General features: G+C 63.4%; 13 protein-coding genes. 7 read left to right on the plus strand and 6 right to left on the minus strand.

Annotated features, from left to right (window positions below; translation table 11 throughout):
• The first annotated feature begins 129 nt into the window (after positions 1–129).
• Positions 130–1020, plus strand: a complete 891-nt coding sequence (locus CW305_RS07375; RefSeq protein ID WP_014820426.1) for a LysR family transcriptional regulator — start codon at positions 130–132, stop codon at positions 1018–1020.
• Between the two features lie 118 nt (positions 1021–1138).
• On the opposite strand, the gene CW305_RS07380 is transcribed toward CW305_RS07375, so the two are convergent.
• From CW305_RS07380 to CW305_RS07395, 4 genes are all read right to left on the minus strand, one after another.
• Positions 1139–1492, minus strand: a complete 354-nt coding sequence (locus CW305_RS07380; RefSeq protein ID WP_014820425.1) for a YgaP family membrane protein — start codon at positions 1490–1492, stop codon at positions 1139–1141.
• Between the two features lie 67 nt (positions 1493–1559).
• Positions 1560–4085 (minus strand): alpha-glucan family phosphorylase, encoded by a 2526-nt coding sequence (glgP, locus tag CW305_RS07385; protein ID WP_104097505.1) that lies wholly within the window; start codon positions 4083–4085, stop codon positions 1560–1562.
• Positions 4082–5266, minus strand: coding sequence for an endonuclease/exonuclease/phosphatase family protein (locus CW305_RS07390; protein WP_245890972.1), 1185 nt, complete (start codon positions 5264–5266; stop codon positions 4082–4084). The genes glgP and CW305_RS07390 overlap by 4 nt, the downstream gene beginning before the upstream one ends.
• Positions 5267–5449: 183 nt before the next feature.
• A complete protein-coding gene (locus tag CW305_RS07395) occupies positions 5450–8569 on the minus strand; it encodes a transglycosylase domain-containing protein (RefSeq protein WP_245890973.1) in 3120 nt (1039 codons plus the stop codon).
• Positions 8570–8762: 193 nt separating this feature from the next.
• On the opposite strand from CW305_RS07395, the gene CW305_RS07400 reads away from it, so the two are divergent.
• From CW305_RS07400 to CW305_RS07410, 3 genes are all read left to right on the plus strand, one after another.
• Entirely contained in the window at positions 8763–9566 is an 804-nt protein-coding gene (locus CW305_RS07400; protein ID WP_102831633.1) for an AraC family transcriptional regulator, read from the plus strand.
• A gap of 94 nt (positions 9567–9660) precedes the next feature.
• A complete protein-coding gene (locus tag CW305_RS07405) occupies positions 9661–10380 on the plus strand; it encodes an AzlC family ABC transporter permease (RefSeq protein ID WP_104097507.1) in 720 nt (239 codons plus the stop codon).
• Positions 10377–10688 (plus strand): hypothetical protein, encoded by a 312-nt coding sequence (locus CW305_RS07410; protein ID WP_014820419.1) that lies wholly within the window; start codon positions 10377–10379, stop codon positions 10686–10688. The genes CW305_RS07405 and CW305_RS07410 overlap by 4 nt, the downstream gene beginning before the upstream one ends.
• A 5-nt stretch (positions 10689–10693) precedes the next feature.
• Here the strand turns inward: CW305_RS07410 and CW305_RS07415 are convergent, their stop codons facing one another.
• Entirely contained in the window at positions 10694–11368 is a 675-nt protein-coding gene (locus tag CW305_RS07415) for a TIGR04211 family SH3 domain-containing protein (RefSeq protein ID WP_041014050.1), read from the minus strand.
• A 418-nt stretch (positions 11369–11786) separates the two neighbouring features.
• On the minus strand, positions 11787–12560 hold the full coding sequence (locus CW305_RS07420; RefSeq protein ID WP_014820417.1) for a TerC family protein: 774 nt from the start codon (positions 12558–12560) through the stop codon (positions 11787–11789).
• Between the two features lie 330 nt (positions 12561–12890).
• On the opposite strand from CW305_RS07420, the gene CW305_RS07425 reads away from it, so the two are divergent.
• The 3 genes from CW305_RS07425 (at position 12891) to CW305_RS07435 (ending at position 18071) form a co-directional block, all read left to right on the plus strand.
• A complete protein-coding gene (locus tag CW305_RS07425) occupies positions 12891–15917 on the plus strand; it encodes a PAS domain-containing hybrid sensor histidine kinase/response regulator (protein WP_104097508.1) in 3027 nt (1008 codons plus the stop codon).
• A 131-nt stretch (positions 15918–16048) separates the two neighbouring features.
• Positions 16049–17377 (plus strand): TrkH family potassium uptake protein, encoded by a 1329-nt coding sequence (locus CW305_RS07430; protein ID WP_104097509.1) that lies wholly within the window; start codon positions 16049–16051, stop codon positions 17375–17377.
• Positions 17367–18071, plus strand: a complete 705-nt coding sequence (locus tag CW305_RS07435) for a potassium channel family protein (RefSeq protein ID WP_044315322.1) — start codon at positions 17367–17369, stop codon at positions 18069–18071. The genes CW305_RS07430 and CW305_RS07435 overlap by 11 nt, the downstream gene beginning before the upstream one ends.
• The last annotated feature ends 112 nt before the right edge of the window (positions 18072–18183 follow it).

Here is an 18183-nt window from a genome sequence, read left to right on the forward strand (position 1 = left end):
TGTTGTCATGGCTCGCGGACGGCTGCGATCAGTTGCACTGAATGTAGCAATGCAAAAAACCACATTACAATGGAGTCAAATGCAGAATTGCTCTGCATAAATGCACAGAGGCTAATGGAGGCTTCAACCATGGACTGGGACAATCTGCGCTATTTCCTTGAGGTCGCCCGAGCGGGGCGGCTGACGACTGCGGCGCGTCGGCTCGCTGTCGACCACACCACCGTGTCCCGTCGTTTGCAGGCGCTGGAAAAAAGCATGGGCCTGCAGCTCTTCCTGCGCGAGCCGGGTGGCTACAAGCTCACCGAAGCCGGGCGCAATCTGCTGCCGCGAGTGGAAGCGATGGAAAGCGCCAGCGTGGCCATCGAGCATTCGTTGCCGAGCATGGGTGATGGCCTTTCCGGGCAGGTACGTATCGGCGCGACGGAGGGTTACGGCACGGTGATGCTCGCCGGCCAGCTCACCGGGCTCAGTCGGCGCTATCCGCACCTGAACATCGACCTGCTGGCGCTGCCGCGGGCGGTGCGCCTGTCGCGCCACGAGGCGGATATCGTCATTACCCTTGAACGCCCCGAGCGTGGGCCTTTCATCATTACCCGGCTCACCGACTATGCGCTGCGGTTGTACGCTTCTCCGGCGTATCTGGAGGAACACCCGCCGATTCGCAGTCGCGAGGATTTGGTTGAGCACCGCTTCGTCAGTTACGTGGATGATCTGCTCTTCACCAAAGAGTTGCTGTTTCTCGATGGCATCGCCGACGCTCGCTCCATCGGTTTGCGCAGCACCAGCCTGCTGGCGCAGCAGGAAGCGGTGGCGATGGGGGCGGGGATTGCGATCCTGCCGGCGTTTTCCGCCGACGCCGATCCACGGCTGCGACTGCTGCTGCCGGAGGAGGTCAGCTTTACCCGCACCTTCTGGATGCTGATGCCGATCGAGTTCAAGGACCTGGCGCGCATGCGCACGACTTGGGATTACCTGAAGGAAATGGCGCAGCAGAGCCAGGGCCGATTGTTGGGCCAGTAGTTATCGATGATTGACCGCATTGCAGCCACGGCGCCGCTAGAGCGCCGTGAAGTCTGCGCTTTTGCCGCTAGTAGAGGCTGTTAGCGAGCAGCGCATCATCGAGGCGCCGCCCGCTCTATCAGACGCGCGGCGTGGTGCGGCTTTCGTTACCCATGGGGGTGGAGTCCGGCATTTGTACGCTGTCGTCGGTGAAGTCCGAACTGTGCACTTCGGAATCCATCGGCATATGGCTATAGCGCTGGCTCGGCAGCGCCGGCTTGCTTTCCATCTCCGCGAGCATGCGCTTGGCCTCGCAACGACCGCTGATACCACGAGCCAGCGCCATACCGCCCATGGCCAGCTCGGCGATCCCGATCAATCCGCCACGGCGTAGCCCCTTGCCCATCATCACCAGGCCGCCCGCCAGCGACGCGGCGCGCTCCCAGCCGTGGACGTTCTGTGGGGCGGTTTTGTCGAACATTTGCTTGATCATGACGCGGCATCCTCTATGAGCGAGTGGTTTATAGATGACTGCGGCGTGCGGGTAGCGTTCCGGTTGTTCATCGCTCCCAGAGAATGAGCGGCAGCTCCAACGGCACCGCCAGGCCCAGCGCGGGGCTGGGGACGACCCGTGCCGTGTAGTCGGCCTCAGGGCGCTGGGTGCTCAGCTCGGTCCGGTAGGTGGCGTATGAGCCTTCGTGGTGCAGGAGTTGCAACGTGTGGACATTGGCCGGCTCCGCTCCCTGCGATTCGGCGAACAGCTGCACGGCTATCTGCTCCGGTTCGATTCGGCCGAGGTGCAGGCGAGCCTCAATGTGCTGGGCATCGCCCTCGCGCCGCCACTCAAACTGTTCGAAGGCCAGTTCGTGCCAGTAACTGCGCAGGCTGGTGATTCGGCGCAACATCTCGCTGGCCAGCGCAGAACCATCCGCACAGCGCTGCCGGTAGCGGCCGGACAGCGGCAGGTAATAGCGCTCGGTGTATTCACGCACCGTCCGGTCGGCGGAAAAGCGTTCCACCAGAGCACTCATGCTGCGGCGCATGCGTTTCACCCAGGCGGTGGGGATGTCCTGCTGGTCGCGCTGGTAGAAGCAGGGCACGACTTGCTCTTCGAGTAGCCGATACAGCTGTTCGGCGTCCGCGGCATCGTGTTCGGGTTCGTGCTCCAGGCCGTCGCCGACCGCCCAGCCGAGGTCGGCGGCATAGGCTTCGGCCCACCAGCCGTCGAGCTGTGAAAGATTCAGCCCGCCGTTCGCCAGGACCTTCATGCCGCTGGTGCCACTGGCTTCCCACGGGCGGCGGGGAGTATTCAGCCAGACATCCACGCCCTGCACCATGTGCCGGGCAATACGCATGTCGTAGTCCTCGAGAAAAACCACGTGGCCGGCAATATCGGGGCGCGCGGCGAACTGCTGCCATTCGCTGAGCAGCGCCTGGCCGGCGCGATCGGCGGGGTGCGCCTTGCCGGCAACCAGCAGCTGCACCGGGTAATCGCGATGGGTGAGGAGGCGCGCCAGCCGCTCCGGGTCCTGCAGCAGCAGGTTGGGACGCTTGTAGGCGGCGAAGCGCCGGGCAAAGCCGAGCGTCAGCCGTTGCGGATGCAGGCGCGAGCCGGCGAACTCGATCTCCGCAGGCGAGGCGCCGTGCACCGCGAGGCTGCGGGCCAGGTGGCTGCGTACAAAGCTGAGCAGTTCGCCACGGGCATGCTGGCGGATCTGCCACAGCCAGCGGTCATCGACCTGGGCCAGCAGGTCGTCCACGGAAGCCTGGTCGGTGCCGCGCCAGGGGATCTCATCGCCATGCAGCTCATACCAGTGCGCTTCGGCGTCCGGCGATACCCAGGTCGGCTGGTGGATGCCATTGGTGACATGACCGACCGGCACCGACTCGAGCGGCCATCGCGGATAAAGCTCGCGGAAGATGTAGCGGCTGGTGCGGCCATGCAGCTGGCTGACGGCGTTGACCGCCCCGGCCCCGCGCGTTGCCAGGTAGGCCATGTTGAATGGCTCGTGTGGGTCGTGCACATGCTTGCGTCCCATGGCCAGCAGCGCCTGCAGCGGGATGCCCAGTTCGTACTCGGCATAGCGCTCCAGGTATTTGCTCAGCAGCTCCGGCGGAAAGCGGTCGAAGCCGGCTTCGACGGGCGTATGGGTCGTGAACAGATTGCCCGCGCGGGTTGCGTGGAGCGCCACTTCGAAGGACACGCGCTCCCTGGCCATGTAACTGCGGGCGCGTTCCAGGACGGCGAAGGCGGCGTGGCCGTCGTTCAGGTGAAGCACATCGGCCTGCAGCCCGGCGGCTTCGAGCAGCCGCCAGCCGCCGATGCCCAGCACGAGCTCTTGGCGCAGACGCATTTCGTTGTCTCCGCCGTAGAGTTCGCTGGTGATCAGTCGCGCGATGGGCGGGTTGGCAGGGTCGTTGGTGTCCAGCAGTAGCAGGCGGTGGCGGCCGACCCTGGCCTGCCAGCCGCGCAGCCAGATCTGCACGCCGGGCAGCTGGATCGCGAAACGCAATGTTGTTCCGCTGGCGTCGAGCAGCGGCTCGATGGGCATCTGCCGGGTGTCATTGACCGGGTAGAGCGCCTGCTGGCGACCATCCGGGCCGATGCTCTGGCGAAAATAGCCGTGCTGCCAGAGCATGCCTACTGCGGTTATCGGCACGCCGAGGTCGTTGGCGGCCTTGAGCTGGTCGCCGGCGACATTGCCGAGCCCGCCGGAGTAGATCGGCAGCGCCTCGCTGAGCATGTACTCCATGGAGAAATAGGCGACTCGCGCGAGTTGTTCGCTGTAACTCTGGTCACCGTGACTTTGACTGGCGAACCAGGTCGTCCGCTCCAGGCGTGCCTGCTGAGCTTCGACGATGCCCTCCACCAGACGATGGCATTCAGCGCGCTGCAGCAGTGCTTCCAGCTTCTGCAGCGGTACCGTGCTGAGCACAAGGCTGGGATTGCGCGTGAGCTGCCACAGATCGTTATCGATCAGCTGCCACAGGTCATCGTTCTGGCTGGTCCAGCGGATGGACTGGTCAAAGGCGAGCTGGCGCAGGGTTTCCGGGGTGATGGCGGGGCGTTCGGATGCAGGCGTCATGCAGGCTCTCTCGTCTGAACTGGGCGCGCGGTATTTTCCAGCATAGGCCTATCGCCGCGGCTGATGGCCAGCGGCTCAGCGTCGCGGGCCGGCCGGCCGGCCGCAGGTTGCGGTACCTCGCCCGGGGTGACGGGCTCCTTGTCGATGGTTTCCTCGACCTGCTGCTCGTCGTCGCGATCGGCTTCGAGGCCATGTTGTTCTTCAGTGTGCTTGGGGTCGTACTGCAACTCGATGAACACCGGAAAATGGTCGGAGCCGATATCAGGCAGCCGCAGCAGGCGGATGAAGCGGAAATGCGCGCTGTGGAAGAAGTGATCAAGCGGCCAGCGCAGAAACCAGTGATGGGCATGGAAGGTGTTGTACATGCCGCGGCCCACACGCGGATCGAGCAGTCCGCTGATCTTGCGGAACAGGCGCGTGGTGGGCGACCAGGCGACATCGTTGAGGTCGCCGCTGACGATGATCGGGTCATCGCTGTCCTGGATGCTCCTGGCGACCACCAGCACCTCCGCGTCGCGCTCGGTGGATTCCTCGTTCTCGGTCGGGCTGGGCGGTGCCGGATGCAGAAAGTGCATGCGCACCGCGAGCTCGTCGCTGACACGCACCCGGGCATGCATGGAGGGCACGTCGTCCTCCACCAGAAAGCACAGCTCCGGCTCTTCCAGCGGCAGACGTGAAAACACATGCATGCCGTAGAGGTTGTCCAGTGGGCAGCGGATGCTGTGCGGGTATTGCTCGGCGAGTTGCTCGAGCTGCGTTTCCCACCATTGGTCCGATTCGAGGGTCACCAGCACGTCGGGGCGGTACTCGCGAACCAGCGCCAGCAGCCGATCGGACTGCCGATTCGGCCCCAGCACATTGGATGACATCACCCGGATGCGCGGCCCTGCAGCATCTGTCTCCGCCCTGCGCACCTCGTTGCGCCAGGGGCGTGTGTAGGGCACGACCCATGCGAGCTGGTAGACCAGACAGGCGCCGGCCAGGGCAGAGATCAGATAATGCCAGGGCTGGCTGTAGTCGAGCAGCATGCCTTGAGCGACGAGCAGGGCGACCAGCAGCGCGCCGAGCTGCAGGCGTGGAAACTCCCATACGCGCACCCACCAGGCGCGATGCCGCCACAGCGGCAGGAGTGTGACGAGCACAAAGAGTCCCGTGGTGAGCAGCAGTATCCCTTCGATCATGACGTTTCCCGTTATGGCCGATCAGTTCGGCAATCAGGTGTGCACTCCAGATTGGTTCCAGGACCGGGGTATTCGACAGGCAATCAGGCGAAGCGTCGCAAACGAATTCGGATTACGTCCAGTTTTTGCCGGTGCGTGCGCCGAAATCGGCGCCGGGAAGGGCGCCGATGCGGGCGTTGGGGATCACTTTTCGGCCGAAAGCATGCCGCTGGTCAGCGCCGGCAGGTTTTCCGGTCGGCACAGCGTGTTCTGGCCTTGCAGGTAGGGTTGCAGGAGGGGCGCCATGCCCTTGAGTGTCTGCACGGGCAGCGCCGAGGTAAAACGGAAGCTGTCGGCGGCGCGCCCAGGCACATAGGCTGTCAGCGTGCCGAAGTGGTTGGGCCCGAGATAGAAGACGAAGGTGGCTGTGCGGTTCAGCGCCAGCGAGCTGATCAGCCGGCCGCCAGCGCCGACGCTCTGGATGCGGTTGTCACCGGTGCCGGTCTTGCCGCCCATTCGCAAAGCGCTGCCGTCCTGCTGCACGAAACTGCCTTGCAAACGCCGCGCAGTACCGCCTTCGACCACATTGGCTAGCGCATCCTGCAGCGCCCTGGAGACCTCGACCGGCATCACCCGCTTGCCGGTCCCGGCGACCAGGTCCATGCGGGTTTCATAGGGCGTGCCCTGGGCGAAGTGCAGGTTGTCGATGCGCACGCTGGGCAGGCGGACACCATCGTTGAGGATGATGCCCATCAGATCGGCCAGCGCAGCCGGCCGATCACCCGAGCTGCCCAGCGCGGTCGCCAGTGACGGCACAAGGTTGTCGAACGGATAGCCCAGCCGCTGCCAGCGGCGATGAATGTCGGTGAAGGCTTCGACCTCCAGCATGATGCGAATCCGGCTGTCGCGCGCGCTCTTGTGCCGGCTGCGGAACAGCCAGCCGTAGACTTCCTGGCGCTGCGCGCGGCTGTCGGCGACCACTTCGGAGAGCGTCGCCTGCGGGTGGGCGATCAGGTAGCCCAGCAGCCAGAGGTCCAGCGGGTGCGTGCGGGCGATGTAGGCCTGATCGGGCAGGCTATAGGCGCCCGGGCCATAGCGGGTGTAGAGCGCATCCAGCTTCTTGTCGTTGAGATCGGAGTCCGGCAGATGCTGCTTGAGAAAACTGTCGAAGACCGGCCGCTCGGCATCCGGCATCAGGTAGCGATGCACGGCCGCCAGGCGCACGGGTGTCGGCCGCATGCCCTGCAGGAAGGTCTCGATGCGCTGCTCGGCGCTCTTGTTACGGTACTTCTTCCAGAAACGTTGCAGGAACACCGAGCCCTCGCGATCGGCGAAGCGGGTCAGGTATTCCTGGCGGCGCGGGTCCTTGTCGTCCCCCAGCAGTTCGGCACTGTTGATGGTTTCGTAGGTGCTGTAGCTCACCAGATCACGCATCAGCCGTACGAAGGGCAGATTGATCGATTCGCGCAGCGACTCGCGTACGGTGGGGATGCGCCCGTCGTCTTCACGGCGGAAGTTGCCGAAGCGGTGCATGCCGGCGCCGGTGAAGAAGCGTTCGGCGGGGCTGGCCGAGTAGCGCCGATCCAGCGCGGCGTCGAGCATGCGCGCCAGGCTGCGGTCGCTGTGCGTGGCCAGGTAATCGATGGCCCAGCGGCTTAGATTGGCCTTGGTGTCGATCTTGCGTAGCTCGCTTGGGGTGAGATCCGAGTAGCGCTGGTGCAGCTCGGCGATAACCTCAAGATAGGTGGTCAGCATGCGCAGCTTGGCGGTTGAACCCAGCTCCAGCTTGCTGCCCTCATTGATGTCGAACGGCTGGTTGGTGTTGTCGGTTTGCACCCGCACCTGGAAGCCTTCCTCGCCGCGCTCGAACAGCGTGAAGCTGTAACGCACGGCGGCGGTTTTCTCCGGGGACAGCATGCGATCGCCGAACAGCCCGACCGATTCGGCGAAAGCGGGATCGGCCAGGCGCACCAGGTACTCGCTGATCTGTGCCTGCAGATCACCCTGCAGCGGCGTGCTGGCGGTGAGGTCCAGGCGATCCAGGTCGTACAGCGGCAAGCCGAGCAGCCCGGCCAGACGCATGCGCGCGACGGTGATGCCCTTGGTGGCTTCCACCTGACGGATCGCCGAGTCGCGACTCGGGCTTTGTCCGAGGATGCGCTGGCCCAGCGCTGCGTCGCGCAGGCCGGCATCGATGATGCCGCCGTTGGCCAGCAGGCGGATGTGACTGTCGGTCAGCGTTGCCATTTCCTCGCGACCGGCACCCAGGTAGTACGACGGACGCCGCTGTGCGATCAGCAGCGACAGCACCTGACGCAGCGCCAGACCGCGCGCCTGCGCATCGACTTCGTCGGCGCTGCGTGGGTCGAGCAGGCGATTGACTTCACGGAAGTCGGCGCCGAACCACAGTCGCAAGCCATCGGCGATGCCATGCACTTCACCGTGTCCGGGCGCCGCCGAGAGCGGCACGCTGTTGAGGTAGTCGCGCACGATGCGCTGGCGGGTGGCCAGGGTTTGCGGGCCCTCGCGATAGGTACGCACGCTGGCGGAGATCATCTGCCGGATCTTTTCCTGCGGATCGCCGGTGCGGCCTTCGGGCGAATGCCGATACTTCTCGACCTGGGTGGCCAGGGTGCTGCCGCCGGCGGCCTGGCCGCTGAGGCCAAGGCGCTTCTCCAGCTGGCTGATCGCCGCCTTGGTGAAGCGCGGCCAGTCCACCGCCGGGTTGGCGTGGGGGCGGCTGGCGTCCAGCAGGCCACGGTCCTCGATGAACAACAGGCTCATCACCACCAGCGGTGGGATATCCTCGAAGCGCTCGTAATACTGACGTGGATAGCTGTTGGTGTAGATCGGCACGCCGCGGCAGTCGTTGATGGTCAACCCGGCCTGGGAATCCTCGGGGTAGGGCGGAAAGAATCCGCGGTGGGTGTAATCCAGCAGTGCCCGCGAGAAGCGTGCCTGCTCCTCGATTCTGAAGTTGCGCTGTGACAGCTGTTGAATGAAGCGCGGCAGATCGACGTAGCCCAGGCGGCGGTCGAACGGACCGTCCTCGGGGAACTGAATGCGTGGGCTCGGCCCGGGTTTGACCGCGTAATCCAGATCGGCCGCATAGCGGCTTAACCAGTGCGATTGCCACCGGGCGCTGTCCAGCTCCTGCCAACCGAGATAGCCACCGCCTGCCAGCAGCGAAATGCCGACGAGCAGCGCCAATCGGCGTGCTGTCTTGCGACGGCCTTTAGCTAATGTGCGGGATGATTTGGGGGAAGGGGCGCGCTTGTTACGCCCATCCTGGGATGTATTGTCGGACCGCCATACTGCGCCCATGTGTGCCTGGCTTCCTAGCAGTGCTCTACGGCAAGCATAGTTCGCCCGCACGGCTTAAGCGATGGCGGTTTGACGAACGGAGCGGCTCAAGCACGAGCCTTGAAGCGGAGGCGGTGGGGCGCTTGGTGAGTTGCTCGTCGTAGCTGTGGACCGCTACTGTGAGACGTGCATCGTTCGGGGCTTGGGAGTAGTAATGAAGGGCAATAACGATTGGATACGGCGCCCTGACGAGCCTGGCCCCCTTGAGCGGCTTGAGGCCTACTTCAGTGGCTACGGTTACGCTCCCCACAGGCATGACACTTATGCGATCGGCTGTACGCTCGCCGGCGTGCACCGTTTCAACTACCGCAAGAGCGCCCGCTACAGTCTCCCTGGAAATACCTTCGTGGTGTATCCCGACGAGTTGCACGACGGCGAGGCGGGGAGCGAGGCGGGTTTTCGGTACCGGATAATCTATATCCAGCCTGCGATGCTGCAGGGGCCGCTCGGTGGGCAGCCATTGCCTTTCATCAATGACGGGATATCCCGTGATCCACGCTTGCGGCGTGTCGTCTGGGCGCTGCTGTCTTGCCTGGACAACCCGATAGAAGAGTTGGAGCAGCAGGATGCGCTGTTTGACCTGGCCCAGGTCATGTCCGTCGTAGCCGGGAAAAGAGTCAATCGACGACGAGCCGACTTCCGCGCCGCCGAACTGGCTCGGGAGTACATGCACCATCATCTGGATGGAGCTCTCAGCCTTGACGAACTCGAGCGGGTTTCCGGCCGGGATCGCTGGAACCTGTCGCGCGATTTTCGCGCCCTGTATGGCACCAGCCCATACCGCTACCTGACGTTACGTCGCCTAGATCATGTTCGGCGGTTGCTTTCGAACGGGATATCAGTGGCCGACGCGGCACTCGTTTCGGGGTTTAACGACCAGAGCCACATGAGTCGCCACTTCAAACAAGCCTATGGACTTACCCCTGCACACTGGGCACGGCTGATGCGGCTGAGCTGAAGTCAGCGCGCGGTTGCACGATCGTACAAGAATCCTTCGGCGGCACTACTCACACTTCGCAGGGCATGTCATCGCGCAGCTCGGAGTGGAGTAATTGTCAGAAATAGTAGAGAACGCGGACCCGGCGGCGCCGCTCGTAACCGGCAGCGCTTTGAAACAGGCCCTTCCGGCGGCATTGTCGGTCATGCCGGTTGCCATGCTGTTCGGCGTGCTTGCCGCACGGTCCGGCTGGTCGGTACTGGATGTTTTGCTGCTCGGCTTGCTAGGTTTCACTGGCAGCGGGCAGTTTGCAGCATTGCCGCTGTCCGAAAGTGGCACGGGGTTCTTTACGCTGCTGCTTGTAACTGCATCGATCAATTGTCGTTACCTGCCGATGGCGATCTCGACTATAGGACGGATGCCTCGATCTGCATTCGCGCGCGCCTGCAGTGCGCACATGCTAGGCGACGAAGCCTATGCCTGTGAACGGGACGACGAGCCGATCAACCGGATGCTGCAGATACGCAGCGCGATATTTCTAACCTGGGTACTGGCAGGAGCCTTTGGCGCTGTGATCGGTGGGGTTCTGCCTGAAGATTGGCTCAGCAACGATTTCAACCTCGGATTTCCGGCGAGCGCTGTGTTGTTTTACCTCGCCTTGTCGCAGCTGAAGGCACGGCGAGCGCACATTCGGCGCCATCAGGTCGCCGGGGCAGCTTTGATCTTTCTTTGTGCCGCAGCTTCCCTCGGACTGATCCTGACGCTTGGTCCTGTGTACTTCTGGATCCCCGGCGTATTACTCGTAGCCTTGCTATTGAACGGAGTCAGAGCATGAACGGGGCGGTCCTGATTGCCACCGCCGCGCTGCTGATCACCAGCTTGTTGGTCAGAGTCGTGCCAGTATTCGTCAGCATGCCGCTCGGCGCGGGCGGTCTACGCATCGTCGGGCAGATCCTGCCGACCGCGGTGTTCATCAATCTCGCAGTCTACGTCGCATACAGCGAAATCAGCGCTGCACCGGCTGCTGCTGCGACGTCACTATTGGGTGTCGCTCTGCTCGCCATCAGCGGCCGAGTCGGTCTGGTTGGCAGCATGCTGGTCGGTGCAGCGCTCTACTACACAGCGGGAGCCCTCATCGGCTGATCGAGTCAGAACCAACGATCGTTACGCTTACGGCCGCGGGTGAGCATTGGCAGGATCAGGCCCACCAGCAGCCCAGCACCGGCGATGCTGCCGCCATAGACCATGTACTGCATGAGCACCTGCTTGTTTTCGTCGCCGAGCCGCGCCTGGGTCGTACGCAGTTCGGACTGTGCTTCGGTCAGCTCCGCCTCGAGGGCGATGCGGCGGGCGTCGAGTTCGTCGATCAGGGCTTTGCGCGAGTCCAGGGTTTCCTGCATGCCTTGCACACGCACCTGCCAGCTTTCGTCGATGGTCTTGAGTTCCTCGCTCAGTTCTGCGACTTGCTGTTCGAGCTGCGGCAGGCGCTCGGCCTGGCCGGGAACGTCCTGCAGTTCCTTGCTGGGAATCCAGACGTTGCTGCCGGACTCCGAGCGTACCTGGCTGTAATCGCCCTGGGTGCTGATCAGCTCGACCTTCTGCCCTGAGGTCAGCGTGCCGACGATGCGATAGCCGTCGGTGGGGCCGCTGCGCACGTAGGTGTTCAGGCTGTCGCTGACCCAGCGCGCGTTATCGGACGATTCCTGGGCATCCACAGGCCCTGCAATGAGCAGGGCGCCGAACAGACTGGCGCCGATGACTTGGCGCGGCTGGGAAAAGCTGAACCGGGAGAGCAAGGCAAAAAGATGAAGAGATATGGACATGAAAAATTCGCGTTATTGGAAGAATAGGACCCAAGCGTGAGGGTAGTGAGGTCGGCTTGTCTGGCGCGCGAGACGCAGGCTCGGAGGCAGCGAGAAGCACGCTGAACGTGGCCGGAGTCGGTGGCAGCCACGGGCCGGAGGCCGACGTGCAAACGGCACGAAAACGCAGGCGCTCCGTAGGGTGCATCAGCTGACTGACAGTCCCTCCTGGCAAAAGTTCAGGCACTTTTTGTCGGATTGATGACTGCGTGATGAAGGGCGGCATACTCTGTGACCGTAGTCGTTGCATGCCGCAGGTGGTTCGAAACAGAGAGTGTGATACCGGGCCGGTCTCTATGCCGGCATGGCTATGAGAGCTTCGGCGCGGCGGGCCTGCTCCAGCGTGACTCCTGTTCGCTGATGCAGGCCCACCGTCAGTTTATTTCGATTGCTGTTGAGCGAGACCGAGCTGCTTCTGCCGTGCGCGCCGGGCCATCATGTTCAGCATCTCGACTCCGGCGGAGAACGCCATGGCGGCATACACGTAGCCCTTTGGTACGTGGGCACCGAAGCCCTCGGCGATGAGGGTCATGCCGATCATCAGCAGGAAGCCGAGCGCGAGCATCACGACGGTCGGGTTCTCGTTGATGAATTTGGCCAGGGGGTTCGCCGCCAGGAGCATCACGGTTACCGCGACGACCACGGCAATGACCATGATCGCGACATGATCGGTCATACCCACCGCAGTGATGATGCTGTCCACCGAGAACACCAGGTCGAGCAGCAATATCTGCGCAATCGCGGCGCTGAAGCCCATCGTGACGGCATTGTCGAGCTGCTTGCCTTCGAACATGTCGCCGCCGGGTGTCGGGTCGACACTGTGGTGAATCTCCTTGGTGGCCTTCCAGAGCAGGAACAGGCCGCCGGCGATCAGAATCATGTCCTTCCAGGAAAACGCATTGCCGAACAGTTCGATGACCGGCTCGGTGAGCTGAACGATCCAGGCCACCGTGCCGAGCAGGCCTAGTCTCAGGACCAGCGCCAGGCTGATGCCGATGCGCCTCGCGCGCTCACGCTGATGTTCCGGAAGCTTGTTCGTCAGAATCGAAATGAAGATCAGGTTGTCGATGCCGAGAACCACCTCCATGGCGATCAAGGTTGCCAGGGCAACCCAGGTGGTGGGTTCGGAGAAGAGCTGGATAAGCGATTCCATATGGATCTCTAGCGTGAGTGACGACGATCCCGCGTCTGGCGGGTGCGCGAGCATAGCTGCAAGGCAATCCGTAATAGAGCCCGCATTTTGGACCGCTTTGTATCAAATCGATTCAGTGCTCGACGGCGACCGCCGCGCGTGCGGTGCCCATCTGGGCAGAGCAGGGTCCTGGCGGAAATGATGCACCTGGGGCGCCACAGTTCGGCGAGCCAGGCCGCTTGATTTCGTGCAACCGCCTGGGCAGCTGCAAGTGCAAAGCCTGGCGGTTTCTGCTTTTATGACCTGCAGCACGCTGCGGGATTACCGCCCGCCCATTCATCACGATGCATAGTGGAAATAGCTCTGGAAAATCTGACCCGAGAGGAGCTGGTGGCTGAGGTGGCGCGCCTGCGCACGGTTCTGGACCGGGCTGGAATCGATCCGGATCCGGCCCTATCTCAAGTTCACCGTGATAGTCAGCCCGCCCGCGAGCAGCATCGTCAGCGCCCGACACCCGCACAGTTGGGTGCCTCCAAACATCTCCCCGAAACGCTGCATGCCGGCCTTCTGGCACTGGCTGGCAGCGAGGCACGACAGCGCGCGATATTCGAGAGCGCGATCGACTTCGCCATCATCCTGACCGACACCGCTGGCATCATCACCGACTGGAACGCCGGCGCCGAGCAGGTAATGGGCTGGACCGCAGAGGAGATGCGCGGGAAAAGCGCCGAGCGGTTCTTCACGCCAGCCGATCGGGCCTGCGACTGGCTCGGCGAAGAGATGCAGAGCGCGCTACGCGAGGGCCGCGCTCTGGACGAGCGCTGGCACCTGCGCAAGGACGGTCAGCAGTTCTGGGCTGCGGGCGAACTCTCGCCGATCCATGACGAAAACGGTGCACACCTCGGCTTCATGAAAATCCTGCGTGACCGCACCAGCGAGCATCTTGCGGGCCTCGCCATGGAAGATACCCAGGTGCGCTATCGGCTGGCCGCGAAGGCGACCAACGATGCGGTCTGGGATTGGGATCTGCTCAACAATCACGTGTTGTGGAATGACGCGCTGGAGCAGGCGTACGGCCATCCGCTGGCAAACGTCGACAGCTCCGGTGATTGGTGGCTGGCGCATATCCATCCGGATGACCGTGCACGTATTCATCGGTCTATTCATGCGGTCATCGATGGCAGCGAGGTGACCTGGACCGACGAGTACCGCTTTCGCCGTCTGGATGGCTCCTACGCGGATATCCTAGACCGCGGTCATGTGATTCGTGACGTTCACGGCCAGGCCGTGCGGATGATTGGCGCGATGCTCGACCTGACGCGCATGCGCGCTGCCGAGGCGGCCTTGCGCCAGAGTGAGGAACGCTTCAGCACCATTCTGGAGACCATCGAGGCGGCATTCGCCATCGTTCAGGTCAAGTTCGACGCCGACGACAATCCCGTGGATTACTGCTTCCTCGAGGCCAATCCTGCGTTCGAGCGCCAGGCCGGCGTAGACCTGCGCGGCAAATGGGTCACCGAGTTCGCGCCGGATCTCGAGCAATTCTGGTTCGAAATTTACGGCCACGTCGCCAAGACCGGTGAGCCTACCAACTTCGAGAATTATGCCGAGGCGTTCGAACGCTGGTTCGACGTTCGCGCCGTCCGCGTCGGCGATCCCGCCGAGCGGCGAATCGCCATCCTCTTCAACGACGTAACCGAACGAAGAAACGCCGAAGAACGCCTGCGCATCAGCGAAGCTCTTGCGCGGGAGAATGTTCAGCGCGTCCAGCTGGCGCTCGAGGCGGGCGCGATCATCGGTACCTGGAACTGGCATCTGCCAACCGACCGCTTTACCGTGGATGAGGGGTTTGCGAGCGCCTTCGGCCTCGATCCCACCCTTGCTCGTGACGGGCTTAGCCTCGAGCAGATCATCGCAACGGTGCACCCTGAGGACCGGGACGGACTGATTGCAGCGATCGAAGAAGTCATCGCCCGCGGTGGTGCCTATGCGCACCAGTACCGTGTGCGCCGCGCTGATGGAAGGTTCTACTGGCTTGAGGCCAACGGGCGCGTCGATCATGCCGAGGACGGAACGCCGTTGAGCTTTCCCGGCGTCTTGATCGACGTCGAGGACCGGCGCTCCATGGAGGCGGAGCGGGATCGCGCCACCGCTGCGCTGCGCGCACTCAACGACACGCTGGAGCAGCGCGTGGCCGAGCGGACGGCAGAGCTGATCCAGGCCGAGGAGAAGCTGCGTCAGTCGCAGAAGATGGAAGCGGTCGGCCAGCTGACTGGCGGTCTTGCCCATGACTTCAACAACCTGCTGGCCGGTATCAGCGGCGCGCTGGAACTGATGAACGTGCGGATTTCCCAGGGGCGGCTGGACGACATCGATAAGTACATGTCGGCCGCGCAGGGCGCCGCCAGGCGTGCCGCGGCGCTGACTCATCGGCTGCTCGCCTTCTCCCGCCGTCAGACCCTCGACCCGCGGCCGGTGGACGTCAACATGCTGATGGACGGCATGATCGAGCTGATCCAGCGCACGGTTGGGCCGAGCATCCTCCTCGAAACCATAAGCGCGCCTGACCTCTGGCCGGCGTCGGTCGATGCCAGTCAGCTGGAGAACGCGATCCTCAATCTCTGCATCAACTCGCGCGACGCGATGCCGGATGGCGGGCGAATCACCATCGAGACCGCCAACCGCGTGCTCGACCCGGAGATGGCGCAGGCCTATGACCTGCCCGCCGGCGACTATCTGTCGCTGTCCGTCACCGACACAGGGACCGGCATGACGCCCAGCGTGATTGCAAAAGCGTTCGACCCGTTCTTCACCACCAAACCGATTGGCGAAGGCACCGGGTTGGGGCTTTCGATGATCTACGGATTCGCCAAACAGTCCGGCGGGCAGGTGCGTATCGATTCCGATGTCGGTCGCGGAACCTCGATGTGCATCTACCTGCCGCGTTATCACGGCAATGCCGGGACCGGCACCTTGGCGCAAAGCAACCCCGCGACAGCGCTTGCGGGCGCCTGCGGCACGATTCTGATCGTCGACGACGAGCCGACCGTGCGCCTGCTGCTGATGGATGTGCTGGGCGATCTCGGCTACACGCTGATCGAAGCATCGGACAGCGTGGCCGGGCTGAAGCTGCTGCAGTCGGATGTGAGCATCGACCTGCTGATCACCGATGTCGGCTTGCCCGGTGGGATGAACGGCCGGCAGATGGCCGATGCCGGTCGCCAGGTGCGCCCCGGTCTGAAGATGCTGTTCATCACTGGTTATGCCGAGAGCGCCGCGTTGGGTAACAGCTCACTCGGTGCCGGTATGCAGGTGCTGACCAAGCCATTCTCGATAGATGTGCTCGCTACCCGGGTGCTCGAGATGATGAAAGACTAGGCGCTTGAATCGCGTTCTCTTTTTCACCTCGCTAGTTGAAGTATCCGGGCAATGCGCCTAGCCTCTCGCCCTGCTTTCAGGACCGCCGATTCCGGCGGTTCTCACTCTTCGGATCCGTCAGTGTGGGTCGAATGAAATCACTGCTGCACCCAGGCAGGGTTGTCTCGCTCGTTTTTCTCTTCGCCATTCTCTGCGGTACAGCGTTGCTGTCATTGCCCGCTGCCCAAGCCCAGGGTGAGTCGGCGCCGTGGATCACTGCCTTCTTTACCGCCGTGTCAGCGGTCAGCGTCACCGGGCTGGTGGTGGTCGACACCGGCACCTATTGGTCGACCTTCGGCCAGGTGGTAATCATGCTGCTGTTCCAGCTCGGCGGTTTCGGCATGATGACCCTGGCCACACTGCTCGGGTTGCTGGTCAACCGCTCGTTTCACCTGCGAACCAAGCTGATCGCCCAGGCCGAATCCCACGTGCTGGGGCTGGGTGACATCACCAGCGTGGCGAAGCTCGTTCTGGTGGTGACGCTGGTGATGGAGCTGGCGGTGATGCTGCTGCTCACCCTGCGCTTGCACCTGACATACGACCTCGCCTGGGGCGATGCAGCCTGGAGCGGGCTGTTCCACGCGGTGTCGGCGTTCAACAACGCCGGGTTCTCGATTCACGGCGACGGCCTGGTCCGCTATGCCACCGATGCGCTGGTCCTGACACCGGTGATGAGCGCCATCGTGATCGGCGGGATAGGCTTTCCGGTGCTCTACGATCTGCGCAGCAAGTGGACCGATCCGCGGCATTGGTCGCTGCACACCAAGCTGACGCTGTCCGGGACTGGGGTATTGCTGGCAGGCGGCTTCCTGGCCGTGTTGCTGTTCGAGTGGTCCAACCCGGGCACGCTCGGCCCGATGGCCTGGGCGGACAAGATGCTCTCGGCGGCCTTCGTTTCCGTCTCGGCGCGTACAGCCGGCTTCAATGCCATCGACATCGGCGCGCTGACCCACGAGAGCTGGGCGCTGCACTATTTTCTGATGTTCATTGGCGGTGGCAGTGCCGGTACCGCGGGCGGGGTCAAGGTCGGAACAGTGGCCATCCTGGCGCTGATGGTGATCGCCGAGATTCGCGGCCGGCCCGATGTCGAGGTGTTCGGCCGTCGGGTCGGCAGTTCCGTGCAGCGCCAGGCCATTACCGTGCTCGTGCTGGGCAGCGCGCTGGTGGTGCTGGGTACGCTGGTCATCCTGCGCGACACCGATATCCCGACCGATCAGGTCATCTTCGAAGTCATTTCGGCATTCGGCACGGTCGGCCTGTCCACCGGCATTACCGCGGACCTGCCGGAAACCAGTCAGCTCATGCTGACCCTACTGATGTATGTCGGTCGGGTCGGCACCATCACGCTGGCCGCTTCCCTCGCACTGGGCGAGCACCGCATGCCATACCGCTATCCGGAGGAACACCCAATTGTTGGCTAAATTGTTGTTTTCAGAGCAGTTTTCGTTCTCTAAAGGCGACAGCGTGGTGGTCATCGGGCTGGGGCGGTTCGGCAGTTCGGTGGCGCGCTCATTGACGCGTCTGGGCCATGATGTGATGGGTATCGATCAGGCGGCGGAGCCCGTGCATGCCTGGGCCGACCTGCTGACCCATGCGGTGCAGGCCGATTCCACCAATGTCATGGCGCTGCGGCAGCTCGGCGTCGCCGATTTTCCCCACGCGATCGTCGGCATCGGCTCCGACATGGCGGCAAGCCTGATGACCATCATGGCGCTGACCGAGCTGGGCATCAAAGACATCTGGGTCAAGGCGCTGACGGCCGAGCACGGGCAGATCGCGACGCGGATCGGCGCGCACCATGTGGTCTATCCCGAGGCGGACATGGGCGAGCGGGTCGCCCATCTGATCTCCGGGCGGATGGTGGATTTCATCGAGTTCGACGACGGTTTCGCCATCGCCAAGATCCATGCGCCGGAACGCGTTCATAACGCGACGCTCGCCGCCGCCGGGGTGCGCGAGAAGTTCGGCGTGACCGTCGTGGGCCTCAAGCGCGCCAATGAGGATTTTCAGCATGCGACGCCCAGCACCCAGGTGCTGCCGGGTGATCTGCTGATCGTTTCGGGCCCGACCCATGACATCCAGCGTTTCGCCGGCCAGGGGCGCAAGCGAAGCTGAGGCCTGGGGCTACGCGCTCCTTTAGTGCGGCAGCCGAGAGGCGACTACGCTTCTCGGGCGGTCGAGCCTGCGATTCAGTGATCGATAGCCTGGGCTCGCTGCTTCCTTCGTT

It is taken from the genome of Stutzerimonas kunmingensis, from assembly GCF_002929225.1.
Taxonomy (GTDB): domain Bacteria; phylum Pseudomonadota; class Gammaproteobacteria; order Pseudomonadales; family Pseudomonadaceae; genus Stutzerimonas.

Coding starts and splice junctions, on each gene's coding strand:
- CW305_RS07375 (WP_014820426.1), top strand. CDS start 130: ATGGACTGGGACAATCTGCGCTATTTCCTTGAGGTCGCCCGAGCGGGG.
- CW305_RS07380 (WP_014820425.1), bottom strand. CDS start 1,492: ATGATCAAGCAAATGTTCGACAAAACCGCCCCACAGAACGTCCACGGC.
- glgP (WP_104097505.1), bottom strand. CDS start 4,085: ATGACGCCTGCATCCGAACGCCCCGCCATCACCCCGGAAACCCTGCGC.
- CW305_RS07390 (WP_245890972.1), bottom strand. CDS start 5,266: ATGATCGAAGGGATACTGCTGCTCACCACGGGACTCTTTGTGCTCGTC.
- CW305_RS07395 (WP_245890973.1), bottom strand. CDS start 8,569: ATGGGCGCAGTATGGCGGTCCGACAATACATCCCAGGATGGGCGTAAC.
- CW305_RS07400 (WP_102831633.1), top strand. CDS start 8,763: ATGAAGGGCAATAACGATTGGATACGGCGCCCTGACGAGCCTGGCCCC.
- CW305_RS07410 (WP_014820419.1), top strand. CDS start 10,377: ATGAACGGGGCGGTCCTGATTGCCACCGCCGCGCTGCTGATCACCAGC.
- CW305_RS07415 (WP_041014050.1), bottom strand. CDS start 11,368: ATGTCCATATCTCTTCATCTTTTTGCCTTGCTCTCCCGGTTCAGCTTT.
- CW305_RS07420 (WP_014820417.1), bottom strand. CDS start 12,560: ATGGAATCGCTTATCCAGCTCTTCTCCGAACCCACCACCTGGGTTGCC.
- CW305_RS07430 (WP_104097509.1), top strand. CDS start 16,049: ATGAAATCACTGCTGCACCCAGGCAGGGTTGTCTCGCTCGTTTTTCTC.